Here is a 15,956-nt window from a genome sequence, read left to right as displayed (position 1 = left end):
GAACGGTATCCATACCGCAGCTGTAACCAAAAAATTCTGACAACTCAAAGAGACTCAAACTGCGCGTCTAACCTGCTCATCCAGCAGTTGTGAAGTAATATCGGCAGATGGCGGAGAAAGTTTACGTTTTTTTACTGCGCGGGAAGGTGGCTGGCAGAGACTGCAAACAAAGCTATTTCGTGGTTGATGCGCATGGGTGATAAAAGTCCCACCACAGCAACTGCAACCTGAGAGTTGCAACATACCACTGTCAACGAATCGAACCAGGGTCCAGGCACGAGTTAACGCCAGTAATGGCGGTACTCCAGACTGATCAGGACACTGTTCCAGATAAAGACGATAGGCCTTAATAACGGCCTCAACACCGGTGCATTGCCCGCTTTTTAGCAGGAAGCTATAAGCGTTATAAAACATCGATGAATGAATGTTTTGTTCCCAGGTCATAAACCAATCAGTCGAAAACGGCAGCATTCCTTTAGGTGGCGGACTCCCTCTCAGCTCTTTGTAGAGCTTAATTAATCGCCCCCGGCTGAGTTGCGTTTCGCTTTCAAGCATCTGCAAACGCGCACCTAAAGTGATCAACTCCATTGCCAAATGAATGTCTTTAGCTTCCTGAACAATACTTTTCACAACCATCAGTCATGCTCTTTTTTTAGGCGCACTACCGTCTTGTAACGATAGCTCGTGGAGTAAGTGACTCGACAATAGGATCCCTGTGTGGATTTGCTGCAAGTCATCGACACGAGATTCTTTCGTCAGATGATGAATAGTGTTGTGGTCACTGAAACGGAAATGACAGACTAATTGGTTAGTCTCAGCTAATTTAACCATTTGCGGTAAAGTTAACTGCGCTAATGCGTCGGCCATAGTATCTGTAATACCCAGACGAAACATCGCTGAGGCTTTTTCATCGTTAATTAACCGTTGTGCTAAAAGCAAGTAAGACAAATTAATATCATAAATATGTTTGAGTAATTCAGACGTACTCATTTTATACATCCCGACTGATTATGTTTTAAAACATAAGTTGGATGATAGAATTCTTCACCCAAGACCTGGGATCCTTCCCGCTATACAGTTAATTAAAACCCATAGAACTAAAAGTAATTAAAACCTACTGGTGTTACATTACAAAAATACCATTTTGGTATGAAATAACATGTCGTAAACTTGGCAGCTCGATTTTGTGCTGCTCTGATAGTGCATCTTGCTATGCAACTTTTCTTACAAAATATTAGGATTATTCCTAAAGAGGCCCAACTCTACTCCCGAATCGTTAGCACATACAATGTGACTAGTGATTCATTTTAAATGTAATGTGATATAGATCACAAAAATAAAATATAAAGCTGTTTCTTACACTCATAATTGTTCACTTTTCACTCACACTCATGGTTAAAAAACACTCACAAGTCAGAAAAGAGCTAAAAAACTAGATATATAGGCCCAATTCTTAGTGTTTTTAGATCAGTTCGAACAAAAGCATTCCTAAAGCAAAATAGCAGAACATAAATCTGTTATAACCCAAAATTATCAGCAGTAAGGACTAAAGCAGAGGATTATAGTTCGGTTATCCTATAAGTACCCTTCCGAAACTATTTTGTTTTAACGAATATTTATGCGATTTCACAAAACACCGCCTACCGACCATTTATTAACCTATTTACCTTTTAACGTTAAAAAACCCAACAACATGTATTAAAAAAGGCAACAGAGGTAACTGCATGTTTCAATTCAACGCTATTGCACACATTTCATTCTGCCGCAGTTTCAACTGCGGTTCATATCCGCGTTTTCACAAGGAATTTGTGAATAAAATGTAATTAAAAATAATTAATAATGTTTGAAACATAAGTTTCAAATATTGCTTATTAGCGACTATTTTAATTAACGCCCTATCACGGCTCGCATTATTGGCTGGTCGTAACCAAATGTGACTGACATCCCATTTATCAAAGGTGTATTCCCCTAACCTTTAATCTATAGCCGCGCTTATGGGAGCTTAATGATGGGATACAGAAATGTACTGGTCGCAGTTGCCCTTTCACCCGATAGCCAACAATTGGTTAATAAAGCCGTTTCTATCGTGCGGCCCTATAATGGCAGGGTTTCGTTAATCACCCTGACAACTGAGCCAGAAATGTACAGCAGTTATGCTGCCCCCATGCTGGGAGACTTGCGTTCTGTGTTGCAAGAAGAAGCGCAACTATTTATGGAGGAGTTAGCGATTAATGCTGATTATCCCATAGAGGATAGATCCATTGTGCACGGGCAATTCGCTGATAGCATGGCTTACGTTTGCCAACAGCAGCATATTGATTTAGTTATCTGCGGTAACCACAGTACAAGCCTGATGAATAAACTCTCCTGTTCTGCTGCCAAGCTGATTAATACCAGTAGTGTCGACGTATTGATCGTCCCACTTTAATTAACCCGTAGCTGTGCGTTGCGACAACCGTTCTGTCAGCACCGTAATGCCTTTCACTGTGTTGCCGCACTATTAGCTGAAATCATCCCGCCGAGTTCTACTATTATTCTCAACACGCGTTATTTTTAATATTCGCTATGTTCACTACCGGCCTTTTTACTCCGTCCAAGTAAGGGAATTTGATGCCTCAAGATAAAACCAGTAACCGCCGTATTCTGCTGGCTTCACGCCCACATGGCACACCAACCAGCGAAAATTTCACCTTAGATATTCAACCTATTGCGCAACCCGCAGCAGGTCAGGTGCTACTTCGCACTCGCTATTTGTCGCTTGACCCCTATATGCGTGGCCGTATGAGCGACGCCCCCTCCTATGCCGCGCCGGTTGAAATTGGTGACGTCATGGTAGGCGGGGCCGTCTCACGCGTTGAAGCCTCTAATCATCCGGAGTTTCAAGTGGGTGATTGGGTTTTGGCCAACAGTGGCTGGCAAGACTATACGTTATCGGATGGTGCTGGTATCCGCAATTTGGGGCCACAACTCTCCCATCCTTCACGCTCTCTGGGCGTTTTGGGCATGCCTGGTTTCACGGCTTATATGGGACTATTGGATATTGGTCAGCCCAAAGCGGGCGAAACCCTGGTCGTTGCCGCTGCCAGTGGCGCGGTTGGTTCAGTTGTCGGGCAAGTCGGTAAACTAAAAGGATGCAAAGTTATCGGGATAGCCGGAGGATCGGAGAAATGCCGCTATGTGGTGGAAGAATTGGGCTTCGACGCCTGTATTGACCACCGGGCAACAGATTTTGCGCAACAATTGGAAAAAGCCTGTTCTGACGGCATTGATATTTATTATGAAAATGTAGGTGGTGCGGTATTTGACGCGGTATTGCCATTGCTGAACCCACGCGCCCGTATTCCAGTATGCGGGTTGATAGCACGCTATAACGATACAGAATTACCGGACGGCCCGGATCGTTTGCCACTGTTACAAAGCATCATTTTGCGCAAACGGATTAGGATGCAAGGATTTATCATTTTTGATGACTATGGCCATCATTTTGGTGATTTCCTACAGCAAATGACCCAATGGGTTGATCAGGGCAAAATCAAGTTCCGTGAAGACTTGGTCGAAGGACTAGAAAATGCGCCGCAAGCCTTTATCGGCCTATTGGAAGGCAAGAATTTTGGCAAGTTGGTGATTCGCGTCAGTAATGAATAGTCGAAATAATTCCGGGGCCAACTCGCCCCGGAAACTGTTATATCAATGCCCTGATAGCAACAAATAGTCTTGCCGGATATAAAACCTAGACATTAATCGAAGCAATTACAACCACTCACCGAAGCGGCGAATATAAAATTGCTTCATCATTTGCGCAACAATACAGTAGCTGACTAAGGTACCTGCCAACCAAGGGAAATATTGCCACGGTAATGGTTGCAATCCGACTAATGCTCCCAAAGGTGAGAACGGAATATAGATACCTATTGCCATGATCAATCCGGTCGTCAATAGCACTGGTAAGGCGGCGGTACTTTGAATAAACGGTATTTTTTGTGTGCGCAACATATGGACAACCAACGTCTGCGACAACAGACCTTCAATAAACCAACCGGACTGGAACAAAGCCTGATGCTCAACACTGTTAGCCGCAAAAACAAACCACATCAGTGCATAAGTCGTAATATCAAAAATTGAGGAAGTTGGCCCAATCCATAGCATAAAGCGGCCAATATTCTTAGCATCCCACTTACGCGGCTTGCGTAAAAATTCTTTGTCCATTTTATCCCACGGCAGGGAGAGCTGAGAAATGTCATACATCAGGTTTTGTAACAGCAGGTGGATGGCAAGCATGGGTAAGAAGGGAATAAATGCACTGGCAACCAGCACTGAGAACACATTGCCGAAATTCGAGCTAGCCGTCATATTCAGATATTTGATGATATTACCGAAGGTTTCACGCCCTATAATAACCCCCTCCTCCAGCACCATCAGATTCTTTTCTAACAGAATAATATCTGCCGACTCTTTAGCGATATCAGTGCCAGTATCAACCGATATCCCCACGTCAGCATCGCGTAATGCCGGTGCATCATTGATGCCATCGCCAAGAAAACCAACGGTATGCCCATTGCTTTGCAGCATTTTTAGCACCCGTGATTTTTGCAAAGGGGTAAGTTTGGTAAACACTGTGCGCAACTCGACTTCACGCGCTAACGTTTCATCATCCATACCTTCAATATCACGACCACTCAGCGGCTCCCCCGGCTCCAACCCGACATCGCGGCAGATTTTTGCCGTAATAATCGGGTTATCGCCCGTTAACACTTTTACTGCAACACCATTTTCTCGCAGTGCGGTGATAGCAGCCTCCGCGCTCTCTTTTGGCGGATCGAGGAAAGTCAGTAGCCCTTGAACAACTAAATCACGTTCATCATTAATATTTAACGGTAATTCACTGAGCTGAGTCCCTAATTCACGGGTTGCCAGTAACAAAACACGAAAACCGTCTTCATTATATTGTGTGGCTAACGCCAGTAATTTGGCTCTGCGGGCTTCATCCAGTGGGTATATCTTATCTCCCTCGCGAACTTGGGTGCAGATACTCAGCATCTCTTCCACCGCACCTTTGCAAATTAAGCGCTGGTGCTGCTGCTCATCTTTTACCACAATTGACAGACGACGACGGATAAAATCAAACGGTAATTCATCGACCTTGTTAAAGCCGCGCAAAGCATCTATTTCAGGTTTACCGCGGCTAAATTTTATGACCGCCTGATCCATCAGATTTCGCATACCACTTTGATGGAAACTATTAAGCCATGCTAATTGCAGCACTTTATTGTCATTGCTGCCACTGGCATCCAGGTGGTGTTCAAGAATGATGCGGTCCTGGGTTAATGTGCCGGTTTTATCTGTGCACAACACATCCATAGCACCAAAGTTCTGTATTGCATTCAATCGCTTAACCACAACTTTTCGCCGTGACATAGCAATTGCGCCTTTCGCCAGGTTAGAACTGACAATCATTGGCAACATTTCAGGGGTTAACCCAACCGCAACTGCCAATGCAAATAGTGCCGCTTCAGTCCAATCACCTTTTGTAAAACCATTAATTAGCAATACAATCGGTACCATTACCAACATAAAACGAATCAATAACCAACTGACACTGTTGACGCCACGATCAAATGCCGTCTGTGCGCGAGTGCCAACAATCGACTTAGCAAGCGACCCGAAATAAGTATGCCCGCCGGTAGCCACAACCACAGCCATTGCCGTTCCACTGGCAACGTTAGTTCCCATCAGACAAATATTAGATAATTCAAGTAATTCACTCTCGCTATTGGCATCCGCATCTACTGATTTTGAGCTGATGGCCCCCATTGCGTCGTACTTTTCAATAGGGATAGCTTCTCCGGTCAGGATCGCCTGGCTGATAAACAAATCTCTGGATTTAATGAGCCGTAAATCTGCCGGAATCATATCTCCGGCGGATAACAGAATGATATCCCCCGGCACTAATTGCTTAATCGCAATTTCTTGTTTTGCCGGTTGGGCACTATGGCTACTACGGCGTAATACTGTGGCGGTGGTTCGCACCATCGATTTCAGGGCTTCAGCCGCTTTATTGGTGCGGTACTCCTGCCAGAAACGCAATAAACCACTGATCAATACCATCGTCACAATAATTGTGACACCAATCAGATCAGTCTCCTCACCCTGTTGTAATGGCAGCCAATAATCAGTAAAGAAACTGATTGCCGCCAATACCATCAAAACAAAAATAAAAGGGTTATTAAATGCTGCCAATAACTGAAGCAACGCTGGGGGCGCTTTCTCATGTGCTACCTGATTAATGCCGTATAATTCCAGTCGCTCCCTGGCATCCTCTTCTGTCAGCCCATTTAAATTAGCATTCAACTTGGATAATGTTTGATCCAAACTATTCTTGGCTTCTTGCGCGATAGCAAAAGTTTTTTTATTACTGCTACGGCTGGTAACTGTTTTTTTGAATTGGGTCATAACGCTTCTCTTTTAATTCTAAACGCACAGGGTTTATCCGCTCAATTATTGAGAGATAAATGTGCTGAACTATTATTGCGCTGCCAACTTTGTATTTATATTTAATTAGCAGCGACTAATTTGGTTAACTCCGGGGTGATCGTCCATAACAACTCCTTACTACCACGTGGGTCAGTATTTAATTATTTATTGCAAAAAATTGAGCAATTTATTAATGAGTAAATTACTTTATTATTAAGCAGGTAATTCAGATGCGATACGCCAATGGACAGCACTGACGCTCCGCTCCAGACTGACACGGCAAACAATACTTTCAATTTCTCTTTGCGCTGCGGGTGTCGCCATTATTTCTGCACACACTTCCAATTGACCGGGTTTGGCAATATCTGCACTGCAAAGTGACTGTAATCGTAATGCCACACCATTTAACGCCTGTAAAATAAGGGTGCGAACCAATATCTCATCTTCCGCACCACAAGTGACCTGAATCCGGTAACGAACTTCCAGGTCTATGGCTTGTTGTTGAGGCTGCATATTAATCCGTTGCGCCGCCTCCCGTAACAATATATTGGCACACAGAATAACGGCAGTGGCGGCCACTGCATTCCAATACAGTCCCAAGCCACAAAGCACACCAATACCCGCCGAGCACCAGAGTGTAGCTGCGGTGTTCAGGCCACGAATATTCATGCCTTCACGCATAATGACGCCTGCACCCAAAAAACCGATGCCTGAAACAACTTGAGCGGCGATACGACCAGGGCTATCAGGGGATGTGGCATAAGAGCTGAGAATAAATACTGCAGCACCGGTCGCGACTAATGCATTAGTACGTAAGCCCGCCATACGCTGGCGCCATTGTCTTTCAGCGCCAATTAATGCGCCCAAACACATCGCCAGTAATAAATTTACGACAAAAGGAGTTAATGCCATGATTCTCTCCATGAATTAATCATTGGTAGAATAATCATGTGCTATTTAGCACACAGGTAATTGTGCTGAGATATATAACCCGAGGGTATAAATCAGCAATAGTCTGTGTTTCTGCCAGGAGGAAAAAGTGCGTGGTTGTTAAATACCATAATAAAAACCCGAATTATTACCCTCGATGATTAAACATCGAGTTAAATATTACACCCACACTCATTGGCGTTATAACCAGACAACGATTGAATGAATCTCGTTGCGCTGACTAAAACATGGGCTTCAAGTGAACAAACACCACCAGCGCCACGATAACGTCAAGTAATAAGGGTCTACTTGGGTATGCACAACTCAGGAAATAAGAGAGGGTGCTGCCCGCCATTTTCGGCAAGCAACAAATCTGTAGAGAGATAGGTTAGCTTGCCTTGCTTATTTGACTACTACTTTGCGTATCCATTATTTTCTCCACCGAAATTTTTCAAGAGTATAGTTGCGTGTGATAATTATGTAAAGTCTATATTTCTAAACAAAACCTAAACCAGCCCCAATGAATTAAACAATAAACTTAATATTTATAATATATCGATTAATTACATCATACTCTACTCAAGCCATTGAGCATGCGTCAGGGGCATATAAGAATAAAACAGAGATAAGAGAATCAACTCAAACACTCTTACCTGCCATTCCCCGCGTCGGCGCCCATACTCAATCACCTTCGCTAAGACTCGCGCACAATGACACCTATACCCCCTAACTCAACCAACTGAGAGCATCCCCCTGTCCTTACCATCAAGTCATTGACGCAATTACAGAAATTCCATCAATCTTTAATCCAAATTGCGATCGTGATCCCATTTATAACCCTAACTATTTTAGCTCCGTTGCCGATAGGTTCTTAAAGGACTGTTGAAATTTTTTTAGATATAGGGGTGGATTAACTTTAAGTAGCGATGCCTGTACCCACCGTAAATCGGCGTTACAGCGAACCAGGCTATAGCTTCAACCATACCGGGTACATCAGGCAAGGACCTTTCCTCGAGCGACTATAGAAACGGAACTAACAATGAAACGTGGAAGTACGCATCAGCCATTGGATATAAAAATAGCGCCAGAACAGAATAAAAATACGAAAGTATTGTTTATTAATAATATGCGTCTGGTCACTTTGTTTATCGCCATCTTGGCGGGAATACTGCTTTTATTTGCAGCGGCGATTGGGACGTCAGGTTACTTCTTAAAACAGAGTAACCAATCACTGGAAGAGGCGACGCAAGAACTAGATATCCGCCTGGGTCTGTCTAACAGTTCGAACCACCTGCGTACTGCACGCCTTATTCTGATTCAAGCAGCATCAGCGGCACGTATCGGTGATACCGAGGGTTATCAGCAGGGGCTAAAAAACGCTGAGAGCCGTATCGCTCAATCGCAGCAAATGTTTAATCTCTACTATAACCGTCCGGTTAAATCCGAAACGGATAGCGCATTAGATGCACCATTGAAAAAAGCCTATGAACAGTATCGCGACGAGGGAATGAAACTCATGCTCGACGCGACGAAAGAAGGTCATTTTGAAGAAGTTATTTCCCTTGAAGCTGAAAAACTTAATCAGTTGGATGATGCTTATAATGAACCACTGCTGAAAGCAGTTAAGTATCGTACCGAACGGGCTAACCAGATTAATCAGACCGCCCAACAACAAGCCCGTCTTGGTTATATGCTGATGGGAGGCGCTTTTATTCTGGCCATCTTACTGACATTAATTGCTTTTTTAGTGATCAGCAAAGTCATCATCAAGCCGATTAATTGGCTGGTAGCACGTATTCAGCGTATTGCTCAGGGGGATTTGACACAAAGTTCGGTCTCATTTGGCCGCAATGAAATTGGTGTGCTGGGTAACAATATTCAACAAATGCAGGATTCGTTATCCCTGACTGTGGAAGCTGTGCGCAGCAGTGCTGAATCTATTTACCAAGGATCGAGTGAAATTGCACTGGGTAATACCGACCTTTCGGCACGTACCGAGCAACAAGCCGCATCACTTGAACAGACCGCCGCCAGCATGGAGCAACTGACCGCAACCGTAAAACAAAATGCGGAGAATGCCCATCATGCGAGCCAGCTCGCAGCCAACGCATCAGGTAAAGCTGCCCAGGGTGGCGATATCGTTAATGATGTTGTTAGCACGATGGATAAGATATCCCTCAGTTCAATGAAAATTGCTGAAATTACCAATGTAATTAATAGTATCGCATTCCAAACGAATATTCTGGCTCTGAATGCTGCGGTTGAAGCTGCCCGGGCGGGTGAACAAGGCCGTGGTTTTGCTGTAGTGGCCAGTGAAGTCCGTAATCTGGCACAGCGCAGTGCCGATGCTGCCAAAGAGATAGAATCGTTGATTGAGGCCTCGGTTGACCTGATTGGTGATGGATCCATTCTGGTGTCCGATGCCGGTAAAGCGATGAATGAGATCGTGACAGCCGTTAGTCATGTAACTGATATTATGGGTGAAATTGCTTCTGCTTCTGATGAGCAGAGTCGTGGTATTAGTCAGGTTGCCCAGGCAGTTTCAGAAATGGACAATGTCACGCAACAGAATGCCTCTTTAGTTCAGGAAGCGTCAGCGGCGGCGGCCTCTTTGGAACAACAAGCTGAAATCTTGACTCAAGCCGTTGCAGTATTCCATTTAAAAGGCGGCAACCCTGCCCCGTCACTGAAAACTCCGGCACCTATGTCCACCAAACAGAAGAGCGCGGTCGGGAATAAGAAGTCCGGTGACGACTCACTAAACTGGGAAACGTTCTGAGTTAACACCAGAAACCGTTCAACCAAACTATAGTGACGATATTTAGATAGCAAAACCGGAGGCAAGGTGTACTCACCTTCCTCCGGTTTTTTATTGCGTCGCTCGCAGCACAACAGACAGAACACCAATGTTACGGGTGAAGCGGCTCGACAAAGGTGCCATCATGGCTATCAATCTCGTTAAAGAACCAGACACCTGCGGGGTAATCTTCCAACGAAACCAGATACATAATACCCTCACTAAACTGCTCAACCTCTAACACAACCCCCTCACGCCGTGGGCCGCCATCGGTTTTTACTGTCACCCGATCATTCACTTTCATGATATTACCTTCAATTAAATCAATGCTGCTAGTGTAGTACAGAATAAGGTGAGAATGATAAGGTTTACGTATAAACAACGGTATGCTTTTGGCGAATATATTCGAGGGCAGAACAGTATTGGCTTACTGAGTAAGAGAAGCTGAGTTAATCAGAATCGAGGGGATAAAGCAGAGGATCTTGCTGGATGCCAGAAAGTAAAAAACCCGCCTTAGCGGGTTTTTTTATAATCAGCCAAAGGCCAATTAGATTGCAGTTACGTTTGCTGCAGACGGACCTTTAGCACCGTTCTCGATAGAGAACTGTACATTCTGGCCTTCAGCCAGGGTCTTGAAGCCTTGATCTTGGATTGCAGAGAAGTGAACGAACACGTCTTTGCTGCCATCAGCTGGAGTGATGAAACCGAAGCCTTTAGACTCGTTGAACCACTTTACTTGACCTTTCATCATGTTAGACATGTGTATTTCCTTTATTAAAAAAATTTGCCACCATGGGCGTGTTATAGCCGGTTATCAGTCGTTACTTATGGAGGCACTATGAAGGAAATTCGTCAGTGAAGAGCTATCAACGATAACGCTTTAAATATGAACCACTTTACTCAAGATGTCGTGCATAAATAGGTCTGTACCACAGGCCGAGACGCATTAACTCATGACCGGCTTTTAATAGCAACTCTTTTTAGCGGGCAAACTACAGATTCTTGTTTGCATGGCTAAAATAAAACCAAAAAAGCTATTAATTATACTCTTGATGCCCACTTTTACGCAGAATAATCATAAAATTTATTGTTACTAAACTACTGCTGCCCAAACGCTGGCGATAATAAAAAGAGCAAAATATATTAAATAGGCTGTTTCACGTCATGTTTTCCGATGGGTACTGAAAGTTTATCTCATGAGTTTGCTATAATATGCAGCCACCGACCCCTGAGAGGAACACATGAGGCCGAAGTCTGTCACCTTAGATGATGTTGCACGTCAGGCGGGAGTGTCATATCAAACCGTATCACGTGTTTTAAACCAGGCCCTTCATGTCTCGCCAAAAACCCGCAGCAAGGTCGAACAGGCCATGGCTGACTTAAACTATGTTCCGAACCGCGTAGCACAGCAATTAGCGGGGAAACATAGCCTTACGCTTGGGCTGGCAACGACAGATCTCGCGTTGCATGCCCCATCTCAAATAGCCGCAGCGATAAAAAGCAAAGCCCGCGAGTTGGGATACGCAATAGTGATTGCCATGGTTGATGATCAAACTGGCCCAGCCTGCCAGCAAGCCATAAATGAGCTATTAGCTCAACGGGTGGACGGGATCTTAGTGAATATTCCGCTGAAGCCCAAAGGCTGCGAGAAAATTGTCCAACAGTGTGCTGATACTCCAGTGCTGTTCTTGGATGTTGATCCACAATCTACCGCCTTCAGTGTTCTGTTTGATGCCAAGGTCGGGGCAGTTCAGGGGGCTGAACACCTAATTAGCTTAGGCCATCAGCAGATTGCCCTTATCTGTGGACCCAAAAATGCCATTTCAGCCCAGTTACGTTATCAGGGCTGGTTACAGGTACTCAATGATGCCTCGTTAATACCGCAGGCGGTCTATCACGGTGAGTGGAATGCCAAAAGCGGCTATCAGACCACACTGCAACTCATTACCAGCAACATCCCTTTTAGCGCCATTTTGGTCGCTAACGATCAAATGGCTCTTGGTGTATTACGCGCTCTGCATGAGCATAATATCAATGTCCCTGAGCACGTCTCGGTCATTGGTTACGATGACACCGCAGACAGCGCCTATTTCCAACCGCCACTGACGACTGTCAGGCAGGACTTCAAGCAATTAGGTGAAGAGAGCGTTTCCCGCCTGATTGTCAGGCTGCACCACTCAATTGAGCTACCTTCTGAGTCTCTCTTGTTAGCCACTGAACTGACAATACGCCAAACAACAGCACGCTTTAAGCGCTCTATCCTTAAAAACGAATAAATGCGATCACTCTCGACTATTTATCCAACCACTATTTACTTTATCTGTCGTTGAATTCATCTTTACCCCAACACAATTGTGAGCGCATAACATTTTTACCCTTTGATCACTTACCAGCACAAAAAGTATCCACGCACATCGCAGAAATGAGGCTGATATCATGACGTCACAGCAGAAGGTTCAACAGCAGGTTCAACCGCCCCTATCGCAGATTTTGTCACGCAGAGATTGGGAGAACCCGCAGGTGACGCAGTATCACCGCCTTGAAGCACATCCTCCCTTTTACAGTTGGCGTGATAGCGACAGCGCAAAAAATGATACCCCTTCGCCACAACGGTGTTTACTCAACGGACAATGGTCATTCAACTATTTCGACCAGCCAGAAAGAGTACCAGATGAGTGGGTTGAGCACGATTTATCGGGAGCGAGATTACTGCCAGTCCCCGCCAACTGGCAACGCCATGGTTACGACACCCCGATTTACACTAACGTCCAATACCCTATTCCGGTCGACCCGCCGCGAGTACCACAACAGAACCCGACCGGTTGTTATTCGCGTAATTTCGTTTTAGAGCCAGATTGGCTCTCATCAGGCCAAACACGCATTATTTTTGATGGTGTCAGTTCCGCATTTTATCTGTGGTGTAACGGGAAATGGGTGGGTTATTCCCAAGACAGTCGCCTGCCTGCTGAGTTCGATCTCACTCCTTACTTACAGGCGGGTGATAACCGTATCGCCGTTCTGGTTTTACGTTGGAGTGATGGCAGTTATCTGGAAGATCAGGATATGTGGCGCATGAGCGGTATTTTCCGTGATGTCAGTTTGCTTCACAAACCAGCGATCCATTTGCGGGATATCCATATCGCCACACATTTGTCCCCGGAGTTCAGCTCTGCCAATTTAGAGGTAATGGCAGCGATAAATATTCCTCCACTCAGCATCAACGATCCACAGATAACTGGGGCTTATCAAGTCCGCGTACAATTGTGGCTGGCAGATAAGTTAATTAGCAGTTTGCAGCAACCGCTAGGTACCCAAGCCATTGATGAACGCGGGCAATACACTGATCGCACCCATCTTAAGCTGCGGGTGGAATCCCCCTCTTTATGGAGTGCAGAACAACCCACACTGTATCGCGCCGTGATTTCGCTGCTCACTCAGCAGCAAGAATTGATTGAGTCAGAAGCCTATGATGTCGGTTTTCGACAAGTTACCATCCACCAGGGTCTGCTTAAGGTTAATGGTAAAACGGTATTGATTCGGGGGGTGAACCGTCATGAACATCATCCGCAAACCGGTCAGACCATCGATGAAGAGAGCATGCGGCAAGACATCATTCTGATGAAACAGCATAACTTTAATGCCGTGCGCTGCTCACACTATCCAAACCATCCATTGTGGTACCGCCTGTGTGATCGCTATGGTCTGTATGTTGTGGACGAAGCCAATATTGAAACACACGGTATGCAACCGATGGGGCGTCTCGCGGATGATCCTCAGTGGTTCTCTGCTTTCAGCGAACGGGTTACGCGTATGGTTCAGCGTGACCGTAATCACGCCTGTATCATTATTTGGTCTTTGGGCAACGAATCTGGCCATGGCGCAACCCATGATGCCCTCTATCGCTGGATTAAAACCAATGACCCGACACGTCCGGTACAATACGAAGGCGGCGGCGCAAATACGCTCGCGACCGATATTGTATGCCCAATGTATGCTCGCGTGGATGAGGACCAACCTTTCCCAGCGGTGCCCAAGTGGGCAATCAAGAAATGGATTGGTTTGCCTGATGAATCTCGCCCATTGATTCTGTGTGAATACGCTCATGCAATGGGTAATAGCTTTGGTGGGTTTGCCCGTTACTGGCAGGCATTCCGCCAATATCCTCGGTTACAGGGTGGTTTTATTTGGGATTGGGTAGATCAAAGCATTATCCGCGATGATGAGAATGGTGAACCTTACTGGGCTTATGGCGGTGATTTTGGTGATAGCCCCAATGACCGCCAATTTTGTATGAACGGGTTAGTTTTCCCTGACCGCAGCCCTCATCCCAGCTTGTACGAAGCACAATGCGCGCAGCAGTTTTTCCAATTTTCATTACTGAGTACCACGCCACTGGTGATAAGTGTCACCAGTGAATATCTGTTCAGACACAGTGATAATGAACAGCTCTATTGGCGAATTGAATTAGACGGCAAATTGATACAGGAAGGTGACTTTTCTCTTGATTTATCTCCTGAGACTACGCAGCACTACAGGCTGGCAGAGCAATTACCCCTGACAGATAAACCCGGCCATTTATGGTTAAACGTTGACGTCAGGCTGAGAACAGAAACACCTTGGGCAGCCAGCAACCATCGCAGCGCCTGGCATCAATGGCGTTTACCTCGGGCGCTATCTATACCCCGCCGCTCTGTGCCAAATAGCACTGAGCTAAATAGTACCGAGCCAAGCGAGCTTCAGCTCATCCAAGATGCGCACTCGATTATGGTGACTCACCAGCAACAGCGTTGGCAGTTCAATCGTCAGACTGGCTTGCTGGAACAATGGTGGGTGGGTGAATTACCGGTGTTACTTAGCCCGCTGCGTGATCAATTTGTTCGGGCGCCACTGGATAACGATATCGGTATTAGCGAAGCAACCCGTATCGACCCCAACGCCTGGGTCGAACGCTGGAAAAAGGCGGGAATGTATCAGTTGGAACAACGTTGTCTATCATTACACGCTGATAGCCTCCCCCATTCAATACAAATCTGTGCCGACTACAGCTATGAGTTTGCCAATGAAGTGCTATTGCATTCACATTGGTTATACCGTTTTGATCAGCAAGGCCGTATGACCATTGATGTTCAGGTTGAAGTGGCAACATCACTTCCCCCTCCGGCCAGAATCGGTATGTGCTGCCAACTATCAGATCTCGCTCCATATGCTGACTGGCAAGGGTTAGGGCCACATGAAAACTATCCTGACCGGCAGCTTTCAGCACAATATGGTCAGTGGTCACAGCCGCTTGAGCAGATGCACACACCCTACATTTTCCCGAGTGAAAATGGCTTACGCTGTAATACCCACTCTCTGCGTTACGGAAACTGGCAATTAACCGGTCGGTTCCATTTTGGTATCAGCCGTTACAGCACGCAGCAACTGATGATAACCAGCCACCAGCACTTACTAAAACCCGATCAAGGTACTTGGTTGAATATCGATGGTTTTCATATGGGGGTCGGTGGTGACGACTCATGGAGCCCTAGTGTTCACGCTGATCACTTGCTGACGGATGAAAGCTATCACTATCAGGTCTGCTGGCACTATAAGGGTTAGGCTTAAGCTTAGCGCGGCGTACGGTGGCTATCTCGTCACCGTATGCCGCGGGTTATCCTGGTCCACAATTTCAGATTTATACCTATAGCGTAAGAAAAGTAATGTTCATACAATCAAAGCGTTCCAAACATCTCTTAGTCTTGATTGTAGCCCTGCAAGT

General features: G+C 45.6%; 11 protein-coding genes. 5 read left to right on the top strand and 6 right to left on the bottom strand.

Going from position 1 to position 15,956, the window contains the following annotated elements; genetic code table 11:
• Nucleotides 1-54: 54 nt before the first annotated feature.
• Together flhC and flhD are read right to left on the bottom strand one after the other, a co-directional pair.
• Nucleotides 55-636 (bottom strand): flagellar transcriptional regulator FlhC, encoded by a 582-nt coding sequence (gene flhC, locus Q2T72_RS09040; RefSeq protein WP_083159175.1) that lies wholly within the window; start codon nt 634-636, stop codon nt 55-57.
• A 3-nt stretch (nt 637-639) separates the two neighbouring features.
• The gene (gene flhD, locus Q2T72_RS09035; RefSeq protein ID WP_193784677.1) at nt 640-990 is read right to left on the bottom strand and encodes a flagellar transcriptional regulator FlhD; all 351 of its coding nucleotides are present in this window, start codon (nt 988-990) and stop codon (nt 640-642) included.
• Between the two features lie 1,018 nt (nt 991-2,008).
• On the opposite strand from flhD, the gene uspC reads away from it, so the two are divergent.
• Both uspC and Q2T72_RS09025 read left to right on the top strand, forming a co-directional pair.
• Nucleotides 2,009-2,428, top strand: a complete 420-nt coding sequence (gene uspC / locus Q2T72_RS09030; RefSeq protein WP_083163715.1) for a universal stress protein UspC — start codon at nt 2,009-2,011, stop codon at nt 2,426-2,428.
• Between the two features lie 182 nt (nt 2,429-2,610).
• Complete coding sequence (locus Q2T72_RS09025) at nt 2,611-3,645, top strand: NADP-dependent oxidoreductase (protein WP_372569016.1); 1,035 nt, start codon at nt 2,611-2,613, stop codon at nt 3,643-3,645.
• A gap of 105 nt (nt 3,646-3,750) precedes the next feature.
• Here the strand turns inward: Q2T72_RS09025 and mgtA are convergent, their stop codons facing one another.
• Together mgtA and Q2T72_RS09015 are read right to left on the bottom strand one after the other, a co-directional pair.
• Nucleotides 3,751-6,450: a magnesium-translocating P-type ATPase gene (gene mgtA / locus Q2T72_RS09020; protein ID WP_372569015.1), complete on the bottom strand. Its 2,700-nt coding sequence runs from the start codon at nt 6,448-6,450 to the stop codon at nt 3,751-3,753.
• Nucleotides 6,451-6,684: 234 nt separating this feature from the next.
• Nucleotides 6,685-7,383: an MgtC family protein gene (locus tag Q2T72_RS09015; RefSeq protein WP_193784678.1), complete on the bottom strand. Its 699-nt coding sequence runs from the start codon at nt 7,381-7,383 to the stop codon at nt 6,685-6,687.
• A 1,057-nt stretch (nt 7,384-8,440) separates the two neighbouring features.
• Here Q2T72_RS09015 and Q2T72_RS09010 point away from each other — a divergent pair.
• Complete coding sequence (locus tag Q2T72_RS09010) at nt 8,441-10,180, top strand: methyl-accepting chemotaxis protein (protein ID WP_083159180.1); 1,740 nt, start codon at nt 8,441-8,443, stop codon at nt 10,178-10,180.
• 130 nt (nt 10,181-10,310) lie between these two features.
• On the opposite strand, the gene dsrB is transcribed toward Q2T72_RS09010, so the two are convergent.
• Both dsrB and cspE read right to left on the bottom strand, forming a co-directional pair.
• Nucleotides 10,311-10,502 (bottom strand): protein DsrB, encoded by a 192-nt coding sequence (dsrB, locus tag Q2T72_RS09005; RefSeq protein ID WP_372558655.1) that lies wholly within the window; start codon nt 10,500-10,502, stop codon nt 10,311-10,313.
• 243 nt (nt 10,503-10,745) lie between these two features.
• Nucleotides 10,746-10,958: a transcription antiterminator/RNA stability regulator CspE gene (gene cspE / locus Q2T72_RS09000; protein WP_002210893.1), complete on the bottom strand. Its 213-nt coding sequence runs from the start codon at nt 10,956-10,958 to the stop codon at nt 10,746-10,748.
• A gap of 481 nt (nt 10,959-11,439) precedes the next feature.
• On the opposite strand from cspE, the gene Q2T72_RS08995 reads away from it, so the two are divergent.
• A complete protein-coding gene (locus Q2T72_RS08995) occupies nt 11,440-12,474 on the top strand; it encodes a LacI family DNA-binding transcriptional regulator (protein ID WP_372569014.1) in 1,035 nt (344 codons plus the stop codon).
• Between the two features lie 160 nt (nt 12,475-12,634).
• On the top strand, nt 12,635-15,796 hold the full coding sequence (locus Q2T72_RS08990) for a beta-galactosidase (RefSeq protein ID WP_372569013.1): 3,162 nt from the start codon (nt 12,635-12,637) through the stop codon (nt 15,794-15,796).
• Nucleotides 15,797-15,956 lie beyond the last annotated feature (160 nt).

The organism is Yersinia sp. 2466 StPb PI, assembly GCF_041538325.1.
GTDB lineage: Bacteria > Pseudomonadota > Gammaproteobacteria > Enterobacterales > Enterobacteriaceae > Yersinia > Yersinia enterocolitica_E.
The sequence above is the reverse complement of the archived record's forward strand: the minus strand, read 5'-3'. Positions and strand labels throughout refer to the sequence as shown.

Excerpts from the sequence above, each read along its gene's own strand:
- flhC (WP_083159175.1), bottom strand. The coding sequence starts at position 636 with ATGGTTGTGAAAAGTATTGTTCAGGAAGCTAAAGACATTCATTTGGCA.
- flhD (WP_193784677.1), bottom strand. The coding sequence starts at position 990 with ATGAGTACGTCTGAATTACTCAAACATATTTATGATATTAATTTGTCT.
- uspC (WP_083163715.1), top strand. The coding sequence starts at position 2,009 with ATGGGATACAGAAATGTACTGGTCGCAGTTGCCCTTTCACCCGATAGC.
- Q2T72_RS09025 (WP_372569016.1), top strand. The coding sequence starts at position 2,611 with ATGCCTCAAGATAAAACCAGTAACCGCCGTATTCTGCTGGCTTCACGC.
- mgtA (WP_372569015.1), bottom strand. The coding sequence starts at position 6,450 with ATGACCCAATTCAAAAAAACAGTTACCAGCCGTAGCAGTAATAAAAAA.
- Q2T72_RS09015 (WP_193784678.1), bottom strand. The coding sequence starts at position 7,383 with ATGGCATTAACTCCTTTTGTCGTAAATTTATTACTGGCGATGTGTTTG.
- Q2T72_RS09010 (WP_083159180.1), top strand. The coding sequence starts at position 8,441 with ATGAAACGTGGAAGTACGCATCAGCCATTGGATATAAAAATAGCGCCA.
- dsrB (WP_372558655.1), bottom strand. The coding sequence starts at position 10,502 with ATGAAAGTGAATGATCGGGTGACAGTAAAAACCGATGGCGGCCCACGG.
- cspE (WP_002210893.1), bottom strand. The coding sequence starts at position 10,958 with ATGTCTAACATGATGAAAGGTCAAGTAAAGTGGTTCAACGAGTCTAAA.
- Q2T72_RS08995 (WP_372569014.1), top strand. The coding sequence starts at position 11,440 with ATGAGGCCGAAGTCTGTCACCTTAGATGATGTTGCACGTCAGGCGGGA.
- Q2T72_RS08990 (WP_372569013.1), top strand. The coding sequence starts at position 12,635 with ATGACGTCACAGCAGAAGGTTCAACAGCAGGTTCAACCGCCCCTATCG.